We start from the raw sequence: 18,481 nt of genomic DNA, 5'->3' as shown, positions 1-18,481 counted from the left end.
ACCCAATCTTGCATGCAAGCCTGTGGCGTCAGGCTAACACTGCGCACGTGACTTGGGTTCCCGCCTGCGCGGGAACGACAGTCTTGCTACTCCACCGTATAAAACGGCTGGTGCACCCGCACCGGCCGCACGTCCATCCGGATCCGGTAGATCGAATACGCATCCTCGCGATTCGTCACGTATTCCGCGGTGTCCGGCACGCGCGTGAACGTGAACTCGAACCCGCGGTCCGGCGACTGGCTGTCCGGCCCTTCGAACGCCACGCCGACGGCCCGCTGCAGATCGCTGTCCACCAGTTTCTCGAGCAGGTCCGCGACCGCCGTGTTGCCGAGGATGTCCGTATAAAAGATCGGCGCGCGGTGCTCGACGTACTGCCGGTCCACGGGCTCCTTGCCCGGTCCCGGCGTGTACGTCCGCGTGGCCAGGTTGAACCGGTCGCCGCTGTCCAGGTAGCTGATGCGCGCATTGGCGAGATTGAATCCCGGCTTCGATTTGTCCGTCGTGGCCCCGGCCAGATCGAGCACGAGCGCGCTGCGGTAGCCGATCACCGTCACGTCGCGCGACGGTCCCACGACGGCCGCCGTGTTCTCGTCGATGCCCAGTCCCAGCGTATAACCCTTGGCCAGCATCGCGGGCAGCATGCGGCCGAAGCGGCCGCGCGCGAGCAGGTGCTGGTCGACGAAGACGTCGCCGCCGATGAAGCCCAGGCCCGGCGCCACGTCCTTGCCGTCCGCCACGCCGTTCTTCAGCACGGGCATCACTTCCAGCGGCGGGTCGTAGAACATGGTGCTGCTCATGATGGCGGCGCCCGCGCTCGTTCCCGCGATGACGCCGCCGCGCCGGTACAGCGCCCACAACGCGTCCAGCACGGCCGTGTTGCTGCCGTCCGCACGCCGCAGCGAACCCGTGATGCGGGCTTGATCTCCGCCCGTGAAGAACGCGCCACCGGCCTTGCGGATCGCCTCGGCCAGCGCGGGATCGTCCGCGGCCTTGCTCACGTCCGTCCCGGCCAGCATGGGCGCGACCGGGACGACGAACGCGCGCGCGCCGTAGCGGTTCAGCGCGTCCACCGTGAGCCGGGCTTCCTTCGCGGGCGTCTGCGCGGCCGTCGGGAGCACGGCGATGCGCGCGCCCTTCCCGCCCGCCAGCGCGACGATCTTCTCCCACACCTCGGCGTTGTTGACGCGCAGGCCGCCGCCGATGATGACCAGCGATCCTTTCGGCTGCCCGGCGTCGGCCGCCATCACCGCGCCGGCGCATACCGCCAGCGCCAGCGCGACACCCAGTTTCTTCAGCATGTCAGCGGAACGAGTAGTTCACGCTCACGAACGCGCTGCGGCCGCGCGGGTCCGTGTAGCTCGGGTCGTACCCCGCCAGGAAGAACCAGGCCTGGTTCGAGAACGGCGGATCCGCATTGAACATGTTCAGGACGCCCGCGCGCACCTTGAGCTGCTTGCTGATCGTCCAGCTGCCCGTCAGGTCCCACAGCGAGTAGTACTTCACGTGGTTCGGCGCCAGCAGCGTGTCCGTGTACGGGTCGTAGGTCGTGTTCTGGTCCGTGTAGCCCATCGAGTACTGGTTCGCCAGCGTGAGCGTGACCGGGCCGTTGTCCCACTCGAAGTTCACGCGGTGGCGCCACTTCTGGATCGCCTGGTCGTTCAGGAACACGCCCAGGTTCGTACGGAACGGCTCCTGCGGACCGAACTGGCGGTCGTAATGCAGGATCAGCGTGCCGGACAGGTTGACGCCGAAGCGGCCCCACGGTCCGCGCTCGCTGCGCCAGTCGCCGGCGATGTCGAAGCCCGACGTCCTGAGCTTGCCCTGGTTTTCCTTCATCAGCAGGATGTTGGAGATGAAGCCGTCCTCGTCGCGCTGGATGTACTTGCCGTTGTACGCTGCCGGGTTTTCGATGATGACCTGTTCGCCCAGGGTGCTGATCACGTCGCGCTTCTCGATGTTCCAGTAGTCGATCGAGAGGCTCGTGCGTTTAACAGGTTCGAACACGACGCCCAGCGAGAACTCGCGCGATTTTTCCGGCTTCAGGTCCGGGTTCGAGCGGCGTTCCACGTCCCACTGGTCGGTACACGTGTCGATGCTGCCTTCCTGCTTCACGCACTGAGGGTCGGTCAGGATGCCGGCCGTCGTGCCGAAGATCGTCGGGCGCTTCAGGTCCGACAGCGACGGCGCGCGGAAGCCCGTGCCCGCGGACGCGCGCACCAACAGCGACTGCATCGGCTGCCAGCGCAGGCCGATCTTCGGATTGGTCGTGTTGCCCACTTCGCTGTAGTGGTCGTAGCGCACCGCGAACTGCATCTCGAGTTCCTTGGTGAACGGCGCGACCACCTCGGTGAACACGGACGCCACTTTTCTCGTGTTGTCCGCCGTCTCGACGTCGGCCAGCTCGCCGGCCGGGATCGTGCTGTCGCGGTCGCCCTGGATGTTATTCGAGCGCAGCAGGTCCGACGGCCTGAACGTCTGGTGTTCGTGGCGAAGTTCGCCGCCGACCGCGAGCGCCAGGTCGCCGCCGGCCAGCGTCGTCAGGGAGCGCGACATCTTGCCGTCGAGGGAAGTCGACACGCCCTTCGCATTGCGTGCTTCGTCGTTGACCCGGATCTTGTTGATGAGGTCCCGGCCGGCCTGCGACGACGGCCCGAACGGATTGATCGCGCCCGAACGCACGCCGGCCTCGAACTGGTCGTACAGGAAGTAGCCATCGACGTACTTGTCGATGGCCTTGTTCTCGGCGCGGCCCAGCGCCACGTCGTAGTCCCAGCCGCCCAGGGTGCCCGTGGCACCCAGCAGCAGGCGCTGGCCGGTACTCGTCACGTCGTTGGTGCGGTTGCCCGCTTCCGCCATCCGGTAGCGGATCCGGTTGACCGTGGCGGGCAGGCCGGGCGCCGACAGCGCGTTGCGGTACGCCTCCGGCAGGATGCTGACGGGCAGGTTGCGCAGGGTCGACACCGGATTCGGCGACAGCACGTATTTGGTCTTGGCCTGCGTCTGCACCAGCTCCGCGAACAGCTGGTTGTCCGGATCGAGCTGGAAGGTCGCGCGGCCGATGAAGCCGATCTTGCGCGAGTCCGGATAAATCTCCGTATCTTCCATGTAGTCGTAGCTGCAGCCGGCCACGCCGCCCGGCCCCTTCTCGGCATACACGGTGGCGGGCGGATTGCACTTCGGCGCGCTCGGGTTGACGCGGCTCGCGCGGCTGCCGGCCGGCAGCAGGCCCGCGCCGATCAGGGCGGCACGCTGCGCGGCCGAGATGTCGATATTGGCCGGGAAGGTGTTGCTGGACATCTGCGCCGGCAGCGTCGTCGCGAGCGGATGCTCGGAGATGAAGCGGCGCTGGCCGGAACGCAGGCGGTCGAGCTGCTGGATGTCCAGCACGCCGAACACGTTGAAGCGGTCGGTGGTCAAATCGCCCGTGCCGCCGCTGAGGCTCAGCGTCTTCTTGCCCGCCCCGCCCTGCTGCGTGCCCGCGGCCGACGCGGCCAGGTCGATGCCCGTGTAGTCCTTGCGCGTGATGAAGTTGATCACACCGCCGATGGCGTCGGTCCCGTAGATCGCCGATGCGCCATCCTTCAGCACCTCGACGCGCTGGATCGCGCCGGCCGGGATGTTGTTCAGGTCGACGCCCGAGTTGTCGCCGGGCGACGCGAAGTTGGCGAGACGGCGGCCGTTCAGCAGGATCAGCGTGGACGACACGCCGAGGCCGCGCAGGTTGGCGCCGTTCAGGCCGCGCTGGCCGGACGTGCCGTCCGTGATGCTCGGGCCGTCCGTCACCGGCGCCGTGTTCGCGCTGATGTTCTTGACCAGTTCCGCGGCCGTGGTCGCGCCCATCTTCTCGATGTCCTCGCGCGAGATCAGCTGCACGGGCAGCGCGGTCTCGGTGTCGATGCGCTTGATCGACGAGCCGGTGATCTCCACGCGGTGCATCTTCGGTTCGTCCGCCTGCGTCTTCGTTTGCGCGGTGGCGTGCTGCGACGTCAAGACGGCGACGGCCGCGGCCAGTATGGTCGGTTGCAGGGCTCTCGAAATGTGCTTGGTCATGCGGTGCTCTCCCTCTTGGTGTCTTGTGATGACTCAGGTTTTTTTGACGAGCTTGCGAATCTGGTGTTCACCGTAGAGATACGCGGCGATCGCTTCGGTGTGGCGGGCCGCCTTGGCCACGTTGGCCTTGTTGGACGTCATCAGCGACACGGCCAGCGCCTCGATGACGGCCAGCGCGGCGCTCGAACTGCTGGGCAGCACCGGGTGCGTGCTGTGCGCGTACAGCACGTGGTGACCCAGTTCGGCGAGCGGCGACGCCGGCGAATCGGTGATGGAGACGATGGTCGCGCCGGCATCGCGCGCGAACCGGGTCAGCGACGCGGCGTCCAGCGTGTAGCGCGGCAGCGAGATCACGACCAGCACGTCCTTGTCGGTGATGGTCGCGAGGTGACTGGCCGCGACTTCCGTGCCGCCGCTCGCCGCCGCTTCGACGACGTGGCGGCAGAACGGCTGCAAGTGCATCGCGAGCGCGCCCGCGAGGAACGACGACAGGCCGAACCCCAGCACGTACACGGTGCGCGCCTTGGTGAGCACGGCGCCGACGCGGTCGATCTGCGTGCCGGCCAGCGCGCGGCTCGTGGCCGTGATGGACGCTTCCGCATAGCCCAGGCTTTCCAGCGCCGGCGACGCCTTGGCCGCACGGCGGGCGATCGTGCTGCGCAGCTTTTCGACGGGCTGCAGTACCGACTGCAGCGTCTCCGCCACCGCGCCGCGCATCGCCGCGTAGTTCTTGAAACCGAGGTCGCGCGCAAAGCGGCTGATGGTCGCCGTCGACACGGCGCACGCGTCGGCCAGTTCCTCGATGCCAAGCGCCGTCACGCGCACCTGGTTGCGCAGCACGTAATCCGCGATCGCGCGGTTCGACGCCGAGCCTTCCGCCAGCACCCGCAGCAGCGACTGGCCGAGCGAAGATTCGGCGAAACCGATGTCGGGCGAAGCGCTGGACGGGACGGCAGAAGTCATGTGACCGGATGTCAATGAGTTAATGTTTTTTAATGTAAAACAGTTACAGCGCCCAACTCAACAACATTTTGAAAATAATCTTTCATCGATTTACGTTGTGTAAAAATTCATACATAATCGGCCGCAGATCCGCCGCCAGGAGACCCGTCCGCATGCATACGAAGACCCATCCGATCGCGACCGAACCGGGCGTCGCCAGCTACCAGCTCACGTCGTACCACTACGGCAGCGCGGGCAGCGGCGGCAAGGTCTATATCCAGGCGTCGCTGCACGCGGATGAGGTGCCCGCGATGCTCGTCGCGCACGTCCTGCGGCGCGAACTGGAACAACTCGATGCGGCGGGACGCATCCGCGGCGAAGTGATCCTCGTCCCCGCCGCGAATCCGATCGGGCTGTCGCAAATCGTGCACGGCACGCCGTTCGGACGCTTCGACCTGGGCACAGGTACCAATTTCAACCGCGCCTTCCGCCACGTCGCCGACGAATTGAAAGACACGCTGGCCGGCCGGCTCGGGCCGGATGCGGCCGCGAACGTGGCCGCGATCCGCGCCGGGGCACGCGCCGCCGTCGAGCGGTGGGTTCCTCAAGACGCAACGCAGGTGCTGAAAAAGACGCTGCTGGAGATGGCGATCGACGCCGACATCGTGCTCGATCTGCATTGCGACAACGAGGCGCTGCTGCACGTCTATACCGGTCCCGCGCTGGCGGACCGCGTGGCACCGCTGGCGACACTGCTCGGCGCGCGCGCCTATCTGCTGTCCGCCGGTTCGGGTGGCGAGCCGTTCGACGAGGCGTGCAGCCGGCTGTGGTGGGACCTGGCCGCGCATTTCGGACCGTCGATCCCGATTCCGCCCGCCTGCGCCGCCGTCACGGTCGAACTGCGCGGCGAGATGGACGTGCGCTACGATTACGCGGAGCAGGATGCGCGGGCGCTGCTGCAGTTCCTCGCGCGCGAAGGCATCGTCGACATCCCCTCGGCCCCCCTGCCCGCGCCGCGGTGCGCGGCGTCGCCGCTGGAAGCCGTCGAGCCCCTGCACGCGCCGCAGACGGGGGTGCTCGTGTTCCTGAAGGCGCTGGGCGACGAGGTGAAGGCGGGCGAGGCCGTCGCCGACATCGTCAACCCGGTCACCGGCGACACGGCGACCGTGCATGCGAGCCGCGACGGCCTGCTGTTCGCGAGTACCGCACACCGCCACCTGCTGCGCGGGATGCACATCTGTAAGATCGCGGGGACGACGCCCTTCCGTTCGGGTTCACTTTTAAGCCAATAACATGCGCCTGCGAATCCCCAATACCTTCGTGCTGCTGTTCGCCATCCTCGCACTGATCGCGCTCGCGACGTGGTTCATCCCCGGCGGGAAGTACGACACGCACCTCGTGAACGGCAAGCAGCTCATCGACCCGGCCTCGTTCCACTATGTCGAGAGCGCGCCCCAAGGCCTCGTTGCGCTGATGAAGGCGCCCATCAAGGGCTTCGTGGAGGCGGCGCAGATCATCGGCTTCGTGCTGGTCGTCGGCGGCGCGTTCGCCGTCGTGCAGAAGACCGACGCGATCGACACGGGCATCCGCTCGATCGCCCGCATGCACGAGCACTCGGCGCTCGTGCGCGCCGCGCTGATTCCCGTCTTCGTCACCCTGTTCTCGCTGGGCGGCGCCACATTCGGCATGAACGAGGAGGCGATCCCGTTCGTGCTGATCTTCGTGCCGCTCGCGCTGGCGCTCGGCTACGACACCATCACCGGCGTGTCGATCCCCTTCCTCGGTTCGCAGGCCGGCTTCGGCGCCGCCTTCCTCAATCCGTTCAACGTCGGCATCGCGCAGGGCATCGCGGGCGTGCCCGTGTTTTCGGGGATCGGGTATCGCCTGATCGTGTGGGTGGCGACGACGACTGTCACGATCCTGTTCCTGATGTGGTACGCGGCGCGCGTGAAGCAGAACCCGACATTGAGCCCGACCTACGTGCTGGACCAGACGCGGCGCCAGGAGCAGCCGGCGCACATTGGCCTCGACCGCATGACGGGCCGGCACAAGGCGGTGCTGGCGATCTTCGCGCTGTCGCTGGCGGCGATGGTGATCGGCGTGGTGAAATTCGACTGGTACATCGACGAGATCGCGGCGCTGTTCCTGTCCATGGCGATCGTCGTGGGCATCGTCGGGCGGCTCGGACCCGACAACTGGGTGGCGGCCTTCATGCAGGGCGCGAAGGACCTGGCACCGACGGCGCTCGTGATCGCGATCGCGCGCGGCACGATGATCCTCGCGCGCGACGCCCACATCATCGACACGATGCTGCACGGCCTGATGCCGCTCGTGCAGTCGAGCCATCCCGTGTTCGCGGCGCAGAAGATGTACCTGATCCAGTCGGTGATCAACTTCTTCATCCACTCGGGCACGGGCCAGGCCGCGCTGACGATGCCGATCATGGCGCCGCTCGCGGACCTGGTGGGCGTGACGCGCCAGACCGCGATCCTCGCTTTTCAACTCGGAGAATTGTCGACGCCGATGATCCCGACGTCCGGCATCACGGTCGGCGTGCTCGCGCTCGCGCGCGTGCCGTGGATCACGTGGGCCAGGTGGATGATCCCGCTGCAGCTGATCTACCTCGTGCTGGCCCTCGTGCTGCTCATACCCCCCTGCCTGATGCAGTGGGGCTGAGCCGCGCAGTACCAGGTCAGGTTACTTCGCGATCTTGACGAGCACCACGTCGTTCGCGCGCATCGGCACCTGCACGTTCGCGGTGCCGTTCGCCGCGACCTTCACGGTGCGCGTCTCGGGCGTGTCCACCGTCAGCGCCTGCAGCTTCGCGAGCTGGTCGGCCGCCAGGGTTTTCGGCTTGCCCATCTCGATGTAGGCCGTGTACGCGTCATTGGCCTTGAAGCCCGTGCGGTACACCTGGACGTTATACGTGCCCGGCTTCATGCCCTTCAGCGACAGCGTCAAAGGCGTGGCGTTCTTCGTCGGCTGGACGGCGCCGAAGAACGGGCGGTTGGTCTTCTTGCCCATGTCCGGCGTCTGGAAGTCCCATGCCAGCACCTGCACACCGTTCGCGTCCTTCGTCACCCAGCTTTGCTTGTCGGTGGTCTGCACCTGCTGGTCGCCCAGCTCGTGCATGTACTTGTAGGCGAACCAGGCCGGTTTGCGGATGCCCTGCGGGTTCATCAGGCCGAAGCCGCCTTCGAACGGCGCGGTCGGCGGACCCGGTTCTTCGAACAGGTCCGTATAGGTCCAGTAGCTCATGCCCTGCGCGATGCCTTCCGTCGCCTTCAGCTTCGAGAGGATGTAGGCGGCACTGATGTACGAATCGTGCACGAGGTCGCGCGGGTTGTAGCTCGTGCTCCATTCCGTGAAATACAGCGGCAGCTTGGGCAGGTACGACGCTTCGATCTCCTTGCGGACCTTGCGCACGTCGCCGACGATGCCGTCCGGCGACGGCGACAGCTTCTGGTCGCCCTGGCCGTTCTCGTCCAGGAAGCCGCCGTCCACGCCGTACGTGTGCGTGGCGATGAAGTCGACCGCGGCGCCGCTCTTTTGCGTGTGCGCGAGGAATTCCGGCACCCAGGCCGCACCGGCCGTCGCCGGACCGCCCACGCGCAGCGTCGGGTCGATCGCCTTGATGGTCTTCGCGGTCACGTCATACAGGTCGAAGTAGGCCTTCTGGTCGGCCTTTTCCCAGAAACCGTCCAGGTTCGGCTCGTTCCAGACTTCGAAGAACCAGGTGCGCACTTCTTCCTTGCCGTAGCGCTGCTGCACGTGGCGCACGAAGGCGTCGACGAGGCCGGCCCACAGTTCCGGTTTCGGGTGCGAGGTATTGCCCTTCCAGTAGAAGATGCTGTTGTCCGACGTCTTCATCGCTTCCGGCGTGAAGCCCAGCTCGACGAACGGCTTGATGCCCATGCCCAGCAGCTTGTCGTACAGGTAGTCGATCTTCGTCCAGTTGTACACGGGCTTGCCGTCGACGACCTTGAACGTGCCCAGCACGTCGTGGAAGATGCCGTGGAAGCGGATGTAGCGGAAGCCCAGCTCATCCTTCGCGATCTTCAACTGGGCCAGGCTGTCGTCACGGATCAGCGTGCCCGGGTAATCGGAACCCACCGACAGGTCGGCGGCATGGTCGCGCGCGACGGTCGGCGCCTTCGCATCGATGACGATCTGGCGCGCGGCGTCGGCGGCCATGGCCGGCAATGCGAATGGGGTGGTGAAAGCCAGCGCCAGAGCGGCGCGCAGCACGGTGCGGCGTTGTCTCATGTCTATTGTCCTTTTACGTCGAAGCTCGCTTATATCCACAATGTTTGCGCTAACAGTGCGAGTTGACGACAGGATAGTGGATATGCGTGATTTAGTAAAATCAAAAACGAAATGATTTCGCGTAAGACGATGGGTTTATTTCGTGACGGAGGCGATGCGCGGCGGCAGCACTCCGGAACAGTATTTCACCTGGTCCCAGTTGCGCTTCCACCGAGCGCCCACGTCGAAGTCGGTTAGTTGCAATATTTCCGACTAGTACGACACGATGAGTCAATGAAAAAAGGACAGGCCACCAGACCTGTCCTTTTCCATTTTGTCGCGGCCGCATCGTCGTGTGTGCGGCCGTCGTCTCCTCGCCTGTGTTTCTCCGCGGCAGCCTTACTCGGCCAGGCGCTTCTCCAGCTGCTGCTTGGTCGCGACCAGTTCCTGCGGCAGGCGGTAAGCCAGCTTGTCGAACAGTTCGCTGTGCAGCTTCAGTTCTTCGCGCCATGCATCCTTGTCGATCGACGTGATCATGGTGAACTGTTCGGACGTGAACTCGATGCCGGTCCAGTTCAGGTCGCCGTAGGTCGGGGTGGTGCCGAACATGTGCTCGACGCCGCCGGCCTGGCCCTGGCTGCGGTCCAGGATCCACTTCAGCACGCGCATATTGTCGCCGTAGCCCGGCCATACGAACTTGCCGTTGTCATCGGTGCGGAACCAGTTGACGCAGAAGATCTTCGGCAGCGCTTGCGGGTTCTTGTCGGCGACTTTCTGGCCCAGGTTGAGCCAGTGCTGGAAATAGTCGCTCATGTTGTAGCCGATGAACGGCAGCATGGCGTACGGATCGCGGCGGACGATGCCCATCTGGCCGGCGGCGGCTGCCGTCGTCTCCGAACCCATCGTGGCGGCCATGTACACGCCTTCCGTCCAGTTGCGGGCTTCCGTCACGAGCGGCACCGTCGTCGAGCGGCGGCCGCCGAAGATGAAGGCCGAGATCGGCACGCCGGCCGGATCGTCCCATGCCGGGTCGATCACCGGGTTCTGCGTGGCGGCCACGGTGAAGCGCGCGTTCGGGTGCGCGGCCTTGGTGCCGGACGCCGGGGTCCAGTCCTTGCCCTGCCAGTCGATCAGGTGCGCCGGGGCTTCCTTGGTCATGCCTTCCCACCACACGTCGCCGTCGTCGGTCAACGCCACGTTCGTGAAGATGACGTTTTCGCGCAGCGAGGCCATGCAGTTCGGATTGGTCTTTTCGTTCGTGCCCGGGGCGACGCCGAAATAGCCCGCTTCCGGGTTGATGGCGTACAGCTTGCCGTCGGCACCCGGCTTGATCCACGCGATGTCGTCGCCGATGGTCGTGACCTTCCAGCCTTCGAAGCCGGCGGGCGGGATCAGCATCGCGAAGTTCGTCTTGCCGCAGGCCGAGGGGAACGCGGCCGCGACGTATTTCTTGTCGCCCTGCGGCGATTCCACGCCCAGGATCAGCATGTGCTCGGCCAGCCAGCCCGGACCGCCCTGCTGCGCGTCCTGGTAACCCATGTTGGAGGCGATGCGCAGTGCGAAGCATTTCTTGCCCAGCAGCGCATTGCCGCCGTAGCCCGAGCCGAACGACCAGATCTCGCGCGTTTCCGGATAGTGCACGATGTACTTGGTCGCGTTGCACGGCCAGCGCACGTCTTGCTGGCCCGCCTGCAGCGGCATGCCGACGGTGTGCACGCACGGCACGAAATCGCCGTCGCTGCCCAGCACGTCGTACACGGCCTTGCCCATGCGGGTCATGATGCGCATGTTGACGGCGACATACGGCGAATCGGACAGTTCCACGCCGATGTGCGCGATCGGCGAGCCCAGCGGGCCCATCGAGAACGGCACGACGTACATCGTGCGGCCGGCCATGCAGCCGTCGAACAGGCCGTTCAGGGTCTGGCGCATCTCGTTCGGGTCGGTCCAGTTGTTGGTCGGACCCGCCTGCTCCTTCGTGGCCGAGCAGATGAAGGTGCGGTCTTCGACACGCGCGACGTCGCTCGGGTCGGAGCAGGCCAGGTACGAGTTCGGGCGCTTCTCCGGGTTCAGGCGCTTCATCGTGCCGGCTTCGACCATCTGTGCGCACAGGCGGTCGTACTCTTCTTCGGAGCCGTCGCACCAGTAGATGGCGTCCGGCTTCGTGAGGGCCGCGATCTCGGCCACCCAATTGATGAGTTTATTGTGCTTGATGTAAGCTGGGACGTTCAGTGCGGCGACGCCGCCCATCACGGGCTGGTTCATACATACCTCCAATGCCAATTAAGAATCCCTGGCGATTCCGATGGCCTTGATGCGGCAGAGGCGGCGGCCTGCAATGCGCGCGGCGGTCGGAATCCCGTTAATCTTGTCCCGGCAGGATCGTCGTCAAGGATGGCCTCGTGGGCCCGCACCCGGAAAGCCGTGCGGTTCACGGTTCGGTGCTACGGCGGTCATGTCGCCAGCCCGGGGTCGCGTGTGCGCGGAGGCCGGCGGGCTGGTTGGAACGTGTGCTGCTGGCCGCAAATGATGTCAGTCTGACATCTCTGGCTCTTATTTCTGGTCGATTCTACACCTGCACAAACAGCTTTAGAATGCTTTCACAACAAAAATGTAGGAATTTTGGTTGAGTAAAGTAGTAGGCTATTTCTCATCGTTCAAATTCTGTCATTTCATTACTTTCTTACCGATAACATCCGCTAACATCCATGAAAATTGCGATCCTTGACGATTACCAAGACGCTGTCCGCACCCTCGAGTGCTTCCGCATGTTGGACGGCCACGAGGTCAAAGTGTTCAACAGTTCGACCCGAGGCCTGGGCCAACTGGCCATCCGCCTGGCACCGTTCGACGCGTTGGTCCTGATCCGCGAACGCACCGCGTTTCCGCGCGCGCTGCTGGCCAAGCTGCCCAATTTGAAGCTGCTGTCGCAGACGGGCAAGGTCGCCGGACATATCGACGTGGCTGCCGCGACCGAACACGGCGTCGCGATCGCGGAAGGCGTCGGCTCGCCGGTCGCGCCGGCCGAACTGACGTGGGCCCTGATCATGGCGGCCAGCCGCAAGATCGTGCCATACGCCAACAACCTGAAGGACGGGTTGTGGCAGACGGCGTCGATCAATCCCGAGCTCAACGGCCTGGGCCGCGTGCTGAAGGGTCGTACGCTGGGGATCTGGGGCTACGGCAAGATCGGACACCTGATCGCGGGCTATGCGCAGGCGTTCGGCATGCAGGTGATGGTGTGGGGCAGCGAGAAAAGCCGGGCCGCCGCGGTCGCCGGCGGTTTGGCGGCCGCGCCGACGCGTGAAGCGTTCTTCGAGCAGGCCGACGTGGTCAGTGTGCACCTGCGGCTGAACGATGCGACGCGCGGCATCGTCAAGGCCGACGACCTGGCGCGCATGAAGCGCGACGCGTTGTTCGTGAACACGAGCCGTGCAGAACTGGTGGAAGAAGGTGCGCTGGAGGCCGCGCTGCGCAAGGGACGGCCGGGGTATGCGGCACTGGATGTGTTCACCAGCGAACCGCTGGCGGGCGACGCGCCGATCTTGAAGATTCCGACCGTGCTGGCGACGCCGCACATCGGTTATGTCGAGCGCGACAGTTATGAACTGTATTTCCGGGCGGCGTTCGAGAATGTCGTGAACTTCGCAAACGGGAACCCGACCAATATCCTGAATCCGTAGGGTGTGACGGCAGCAAAGAAAATGTCCGCTCAAAAGCGCATTTGAACGCCCCAAAAAGCGGACATTTCTACTTTGCTGAAAGCGGACATTTTAACTTTGCCTTTACAGGGTGGGCACCCGTGCCCACGCGTGACGCCAACATACCGGGAACGTCACGCGTGGGCAGAGGCCGCCCCCTTACCGAAGCTCGGGCTCGCCCGTGAAGTTGGGCTTGCGCATCGGCATCTCATGCCGGCGCGTCCATAGACCGGCCCAGCCGGGCGGCCACTCGATCACGGGCCCGGCATACGCGGGCAACCCGGCACGCACGGGCACGATGGGCACCGGCGGCATCTCGATGAGGCCGCCGTTCGCATTCGGCTGCATCGGCGCCATATCGAAGGAATACATATAGCCCGGCAGCAGCGCATCGCACACGTTCGCGAACCATGCGGTGTGATCCTCGTCGCGCCCAAGCGCGCGCGCAAGACCTTCGGGATCGAACTTCGCCAGTGCATGGATCAGCTCATCCGTGCTGGCGCCGGGCGCATCACCCCAGCCCATCACGGGATTGTTGTTGTAGTCGGCGCCCGAGCCGTACCAGCCTTCGCGCCACGGCCGCTGCATCCAGTCGCGCTTACCCGTGAACAATTGCCAGCGCCAATGCAGGCCCGACGGCTTCGGCCAGGAATACAGGTACAGCTTTTCGTAGCCGGCCTTGTGCAGCTCGCGCACCATCGCCATCAGGCGCGCATGCGGCATGCGGTCCGGCGGCGAGCGGCGGAACAGGATCGCTTCGCCATCGGCGTGCTGCACCTCGTCGGTCGACAGGTTCAGGTCGAGCGTGCGCGACTCGTTGCCGAAGCGTGCGGAAATCCAGCCTGTCAGCAGGTTGACGTGGGTGATGACACCATAGCCGCGATGGCGATGGAAGATGACGGTTCCAGGTGCGACGGGTTTCATTGGAAGGCGGGCTCGGCCCAAAAAGGAGAAAGGATACTCATCCGATCCGGACGATTCTAGCGCAGACACATACGGATACACTACGGTTTGCGGCTATCATTACCCACCTTTTTTTACCGAGTTTTCAAATCATCATGACTTTGCGGATCATCGCCACTGGCGGCACTTTCGACAAACACTATAACGAACTCAATGGCGTTCTGGGCTTTGCCGAAAGCCACTTACCGGAGGTGATCGCACGTTCCCGCATGACCATTCCCGTCGAACTGCAGGTCGTGTCACTGCTCGATTCGCTGGAGATGCGGGACAGCGATCGCCAGAACGTGCTGGCCGCGTGCCAGGCCGCGAGCGAGAAGCAGATCGTGATCGTGCACGGCACCGACACGATGCGCGAAACGGCCGAGGTGCTGGGCGCGGCAACGTCGGACAAGACGATCGTGTTCACGGGTGCCATGATCCCGTACGAAATCGCCAACTCGGATGCGCTGTTCAACTTCGGCTTCGCCTGCGCCGCCGCGCAGATGCTGCCGCCGGGCGTCTATGTCGCGATGAACGGCAAAGTGTTCACCTGGAATAACGTCACGAAGAATCGCGCAGCGGGCGTGTTCCAGGCGCTGTAAGCCGGGGTCAGAGCCCCGATTTGGGCAATTGCCCAAAATCGGGCTCTGACCCCGGTGTGTCGGGCGCTGCTCGCTTTCGTCAATTCCTATAATGGTTTTCCAACAAACCTGAAGGAGCCATGCGATGAGCGAGCAGCGCCCCACCCTGACCACGCGCCAGGGCCATCCCGTCCGCGACAACCAGGCCATGCGTTCCGTCGGCGAACGTGGTCCGGCCACCCTCGAGAACTACCAGTTCATCGAAAAGATCACCCACTTCGACCGCGAACGGATCCCCGAGCGCGTGGTGCATGCGCGCGGCACGGGCGCGCATGGTTATTTCGAGGCCTACGGCAAGATCGGCAACGAACCCGCCAGCAAGTACACGCGTGCCCGCGTCCTCAACGAGACCGGCGTGCAGACGCCCGTGTTCGTGCGCTTCTCGACCGTGATCGGTGGCAAGGAATCGCCGGAGACGGCACGCGATCCGCGCGGCTTCGCCGTCAAGCTCAAGACGGTCGATGGCAACTGGGACCTCGTGGGCAATAACCTGAAAGTCTTCTTCATCCGCGATGCGATCAAGTTCCCGGACATGATCCACGCCTTCAAGCCCGACCCCGTCACGAACCAGCAGGAGCCGTGGCGCTTCTACGATTTCATCTGCAGCCACCCGGAAGCGCTGCACATGGTCACGTGGGTCAAGAGCCCGTGGGGCATTCCCGCCAATTACCGCGAGATGGAAGGCTCGGGCGTCAACACATATAAACTCGTGAACGACCAGGGCATCGCCCACCTCGTCAAATTCCACTGGCAGCCGAAACAGGGCGTGCGCAACCTGACGAGCCAGCAGGCCGCCGAGATCCAGGCGCACGACACGAGCCACGCCACACGCGACCTGTACGACGCGATCGCGCGCGGCGAGTTTCCGGAGTGGGAATTCTGCGTGCAGATCATGAGCGACGGCGAGCATCCGGAACTGGAATTCGACCCGCTGGACGACACGAAACGCTGGCCGGAAGACCGCTTCCCACTGCTGCCCGTGGGTCGCATGGTGCTCAACAAGAACCCGGACAATGTCTTTGCCGAAACCGAGCAATCGGCCTTCGGCACGGGCGTGCTCGTCGACGGCATCGACTTTTCGGACGACAAGATGCTGCAGGGCCGCACCTTGTCCTACTCGGACACGCAGCGCTACCGCGTCGGGCCCAACTATCTTCAGCTACCGATCAATGCGCCGCAAGAAAAAGCGATCGCGCGCACGAACCAGCGCGACGGCCAGATGACCTTCCATGTCGACGGCGGCGGCGAGGAAAAGCACATCAATTACGAACCGAGCCTGCTGGGCGGCCTGGGCGAGGCACCGCAGCCCGAGAAGGATTACCACCAGCACGTCGAAGGCCACCTGGGCCGCTACCAGACGAGCCGCACGGCCGACGACTACAAGCAGGCCGGCGACCGCTATCGCACGTTCGCGGATTGGGAGCGGGACGACCTCGTCAACAATGTCGGCAACGACCTCAAGAAATGTCCGGAAGTGATCCAGCTGCGCATGGTATGGCACCTGTGGCATTGCGACGAGGACTACGGACGTCGCGTCGCCGGGATCGCTGGCATCGACCTGGAAAAGGCGAAAGCCTTGCAGCCGCTGCCGGGCAAGCCGGCGCCGGGAGAGAATCGCCCGGGCTCGGCCTATTCGGGCGGCCAGCCGGAAAGCGGCGGCGGCAAGAAGGAACCGGCCACGACGGAAGAAGTGGCGTCGGTCAAATAGGCGTTACGCGTGGGCACGGGGTGCCCACCCAACGTTTGGCGATCGAGCGGTAGGGTGGGAATTGGGGCCTGGGGGTCCCAAATGACACGTGCCCACCATGCATCACCGTCGAAATTACGCCTTGGCTTCGCCGCCCAGTGCCTCGACCAGGTCGGTCAGCATCTTGGCCAGCTCGCCGGTCATCAGCATGATGTCGTTATCAAAACGCTCGTCGTCGCTGTAGGTGATCGTTTCGTTTTCCTTGATCACATCCAGCGGCTTGATGCCCTTGACGGCCAGCTGCTCGGTCAGCACGAACGAGATGCGGCTGTTCCACGTCATGGCCAGGCGCGTGCACTGCTTGCCGTTGGCGATGTGGCGGCGGATGTCTTCCGGATCCAGCGAGTGCTTCACGTAGCGGACGGCGGCCTTGCTCTCGCCGGTGGCGCGCAGCTCCGTGTCCTGGTCGATCGTGAAGTTGTACGGCGCTTCGTCCGATTCCAGCCAGCCCGTCATCACGGCGACCGGCGATTTTTGCACGCGCAGCGATTCCAGCGGCAGCTTGTCGACGGCCTTCAGCAGCAGCTTGATGACGTCGTCGGCCTTGCTCGGGCTGGCGGCGTCGACGACGAGCCAGCCGTTGACCGGATCGATCCACGTCCACACGTTGCCGCGGATCGAGAACGCGCGCGGCAACAGCTCGTCGGCCACGCGTTCCTTGAGTTCCTTCATCGCCTTCTTGCCCGGCGGGAAGCCTTGCTGCTCTTCCAGCTCGGCGGCCTTGGCCTTGGCGACCTGGTTGATGACCGAGCTCGGCAGCAATTTCTTTTCCGTGCCCAGCATCATCAGCATCTGCTTGTTGACGACGTGAACGAGCTTGCCGTTGCCGCGTGGCGAATCCCAGCCCTGGCGCAGCAATTCGTTGCTGCTGGCCGGCGTGAACGCCTGCGACTGCAGGGCCTCTTCCATCTGTTCAGGGGAGAAATTCCACGGTGCGGGCAGGCGGTAGATCTGAAGATTCTTGAACCACATAACGTTGCTTCCAGTTATCTCGATATTTCAAAGGAACGACATTCTACACGCTGACTGGCGGCAAAATTCACGTCGTCGACAAGGGATTTTTATTGTGTTGCACGTTCGTCAAACAAGCTCAGCTGCTCGACCGTTTCCGTATCGCTCAGGCGCACGCCGACGCCCAGCAGCCGCACGGGACGGCTCGCCCGCAGCCAGCCCGTCTCCATCAGGTGACGGAATGTCGTCATGTTCGGCGCGTAGCCCACGCACTCGACGGTCGTACGCTGGAAGTCGGCAAATTTGATCTTCACGAACAATTTATTGATGAATTTTTCAGCATTGTTGCGCTTGATGCGGCCGAGCAGATGCTCGTACAAGTCCGGCAACAACGCGAGGCAGCCATCCAGGTCGGGGACGTCCGGCGTGTACGTCTCCTCCGTGCTGATCGACTTGCGCTCGCGCACCGGATTCACGTCGCGGTAGTCGATGCCGCGGCACAAATCATACAGCCGCGCGCCGAACGAGCCGAAGTGTTGCTGCAGCTTGTCCATATTCCAGTCGCGCAGGTCGCCGCACGTCTGCGCGCCGAGGCGATGCAGCTTCGCGGCCGTCACCTTCCCTACCCCGAATAACTTCTTCACAGGCAGCACGGCGACGAACGCGTCGACCTCATCCGGCCGCACGAGGAACAGTCCATCGGGCTTGTTCCAGTCGCTGGCGATCTTGGCGACGAACTTGTTCGGCGCCACGCCGGCCGACGCCGTGATGCCGACCGTTTCATGAATGCGGCGGCGAATCTCTTGCGCGATCAAGGTCGCGCTGCCCTTGCAATGCGGCGAGTTCGTCACGTCGAGATAGGCTTCGTCCAGCGACAGCGGCTCCACGAGGTCCGTGTAGTCGCGGTAGATGTCCATGATCTGGCGCGACGCGACCCGGTACTTTTCCATGTTCGGTGGAATCAGGATCAGGTCCGGGCACAGCTTGACCGCCTGCGCGGTGGCCATCGCCGAATGGATGCCGAAGCGGCGCGCCTCGTAGTTGCAGGTGGCGACCACGCCGCGCTGCTCGGCCCGCCCGCCGACGGCCAGCGGCCGCCCGCGCAGGGACGGGTCGTCGCGCATCTCGACGGATGCGTAAAAACAATCGCAATCGCAGTGGATGATCTTGCGGACGGGAGCGTTCACGGTGGCGGTCGCCCGCGCCGAGCGACTACTGTAATTGCATACAGTATCGCTGGGAATTAGGAATAGTGCAAGAGG

Annotated in this window: 14 protein-coding genes; 5 read left to right on the top strand and 9 right to left on the bottom strand. The window is 64.4% G+C overall.

Annotated features, from left to right (window positions below; all coding sequences use genetic code 11):
• Window positions 1-86 precede the first annotated feature (86 nt).
• Genes ACL58G_RS05740 through ACL58G_RS05730 form a run of 3 tightly spaced genes read right to left on the bottom strand, consistent with a single transcriptional unit; the run spans window position 87 to window position 5,013 of the window.
• A complete protein-coding gene (locus tag ACL58G_RS05740; RefSeq protein ID WP_440965659.1) occupies window positions 87-1,298 on the bottom strand; it encodes a cyanophycinase in 1,212 nt (403 codons plus the stop codon).
• Between the two features lies 1 nt (window position 1,299).
• On the bottom strand, window positions 1,300-4,050 hold the full coding sequence (locus ACL58G_RS05735; protein WP_440965657.1) for a TonB-dependent receptor: 2,751 nt from the start codon (window positions 4,048-4,050) through the stop codon (window positions 1,300-1,302).
• A gap of 33 nt (window positions 4,051-4,083) precedes the next feature.
• The gene (locus ACL58G_RS05730) at window positions 4,084-5,013 is read right to left on the bottom strand and encodes a MurR/RpiR family transcriptional regulator (RefSeq protein ID WP_440965655.1); all 930 of its coding nucleotides are present in this window, start codon (window positions 5,011-5,013) and stop codon (window positions 4,084-4,086) included.
• 152 nt (window positions 5,014-5,165) lie between these two features.
• Here ACL58G_RS05730 and ACL58G_RS05725 point away from each other — a divergent pair, with 152 nt between their 5' ends.
• Together ACL58G_RS05725 and ACL58G_RS05720 are read left to right on the top strand one after the other, a co-directional pair.
• Complete coding sequence (locus ACL58G_RS05725; protein ID WP_440965653.1) at window positions 5,166-6,284, top strand: succinylglutamate desuccinylase/aspartoacylase family protein; 1,119 nt, start codon at window positions 5,166-5,168, stop codon at window positions 6,282-6,284.
• Window position 6,285: 1 nt separating this feature from the next.
• A complete protein-coding gene (locus ACL58G_RS05720; protein ID WP_413381220.1) occupies window positions 6,286-7,668 on the top strand; it encodes a YfcC family protein in 1,383 nt (460 codons plus the stop codon).
• A gap of 21 nt (window positions 7,669-7,689) precedes the next feature.
• Here the strand turns inward: ACL58G_RS05720 and ACL58G_RS05715 are convergent, their stop codons facing one another.
• From ACL58G_RS05715 to ACL58G_RS05705, 3 genes are all read right to left on the bottom strand, one after another.
• A complete protein-coding gene (locus ACL58G_RS05715; protein WP_440965650.1) occupies window positions 7,690-9,258 on the bottom strand; it encodes a GH39 family glycosyl hydrolase in 1,569 nt (522 codons plus the stop codon).
• Between the two features lie 135 nt (window positions 9,259-9,393).
• Window positions 9,394-9,480, bottom strand: a complete 87-nt coding sequence (locus ACL58G_RS05710; protein WP_440967971.1) for a DUF2256 domain-containing protein — start codon at window positions 9,478-9,480, stop codon at window positions 9,394-9,396.
• Between the two features lie 156 nt (window positions 9,481-9,636).
• Window positions 9,637-11,502: a phosphoenolpyruvate carboxykinase (GTP) gene (locus ACL58G_RS05705; RefSeq protein ID WP_413336840.1), complete on the bottom strand. Its 1,866-nt coding sequence runs from the start codon at window positions 11,500-11,502 to the stop codon at window positions 9,637-9,639.
• 443 nt (window positions 11,503-11,945) lie between these two features.
• Between ACL58G_RS05705 and ACL58G_RS05700 the strand changes: the two genes are divergently transcribed.
• Window positions 11,946-12,920 (top strand): D-2-hydroxyacid dehydrogenase family protein, encoded by a 975-nt coding sequence (locus ACL58G_RS05700; protein WP_440965648.1) that lies wholly within the window; start codon window positions 11,946-11,948, stop codon window positions 12,918-12,920.
• A gap of 177 nt (window positions 12,921-13,097) precedes the next feature.
• Here ACL58G_RS05700 and ACL58G_RS05695 read toward each other — a convergent pair whose 3' ends face one another.
• The gene (locus tag ACL58G_RS05695) at window positions 13,098-13,862 is read right to left on the bottom strand and encodes an L-asparaginase (RefSeq protein WP_413381202.1); all 765 of its coding nucleotides are present in this window, start codon (window positions 13,860-13,862) and stop codon (window positions 13,098-13,100) included.
• Window positions 13,863-13,996: 134 nt separating this feature from the next.
• On the opposite strand from ACL58G_RS05695, the gene ACL58G_RS05690 reads away from it, so the two are divergent.
• Window positions 13,997-14,482: an asparaginase domain-containing protein gene (locus ACL58G_RS05690; RefSeq protein ID WP_440965647.1), complete on the top strand. Its 486-nt coding sequence runs from the start codon at window positions 13,997-13,999 to the stop codon at window positions 14,480-14,482.
• A 124-nt stretch (window positions 14,483-14,606) separates the two neighbouring features.
• A complete protein-coding gene (locus ACL58G_RS05685) occupies window positions 14,607-16,229 on the top strand; it encodes a catalase (RefSeq protein WP_440965645.1) in 1,623 nt (540 codons plus the stop codon).
• A gap of 114 nt (window positions 16,230-16,343) precedes the next feature.
• On the opposite strand, the gene ACL58G_RS05680 is transcribed toward ACL58G_RS05685, so the two are convergent.
• Window positions 16,344-17,240, bottom strand: coding sequence for a recombination-associated protein RdgC (locus ACL58G_RS05680; RefSeq protein ID WP_036233477.1), 897 nt, complete (start codon window positions 17,238-17,240; stop codon window positions 16,344-16,346).
• Between the two features lie 89 nt (window positions 17,241-17,329).
• Complete coding sequence (dinB, locus tag ACL58G_RS05675; RefSeq protein ID WP_413336833.1) at window positions 17,330-18,406, bottom strand: DNA polymerase IV; 1,077 nt, start codon at window positions 18,404-18,406, stop codon at window positions 17,330-17,332.
• Window positions 18,407-18,481 lie beyond the last annotated feature (75 nt).

This window comes from Massilia sp. GER05, assembly GCF_052056005.1.
In the GTDB taxonomy this organism is placed as follows: Bacteria; Pseudomonadota; Gammaproteobacteria; order Burkholderiales; family Burkholderiaceae_D; genus Telluria; species Telluria orientalis.
The sequence above is the reverse complement of the archived record's forward strand: the minus strand, read 5'-3'. Positions and strand labels throughout refer to the sequence as shown.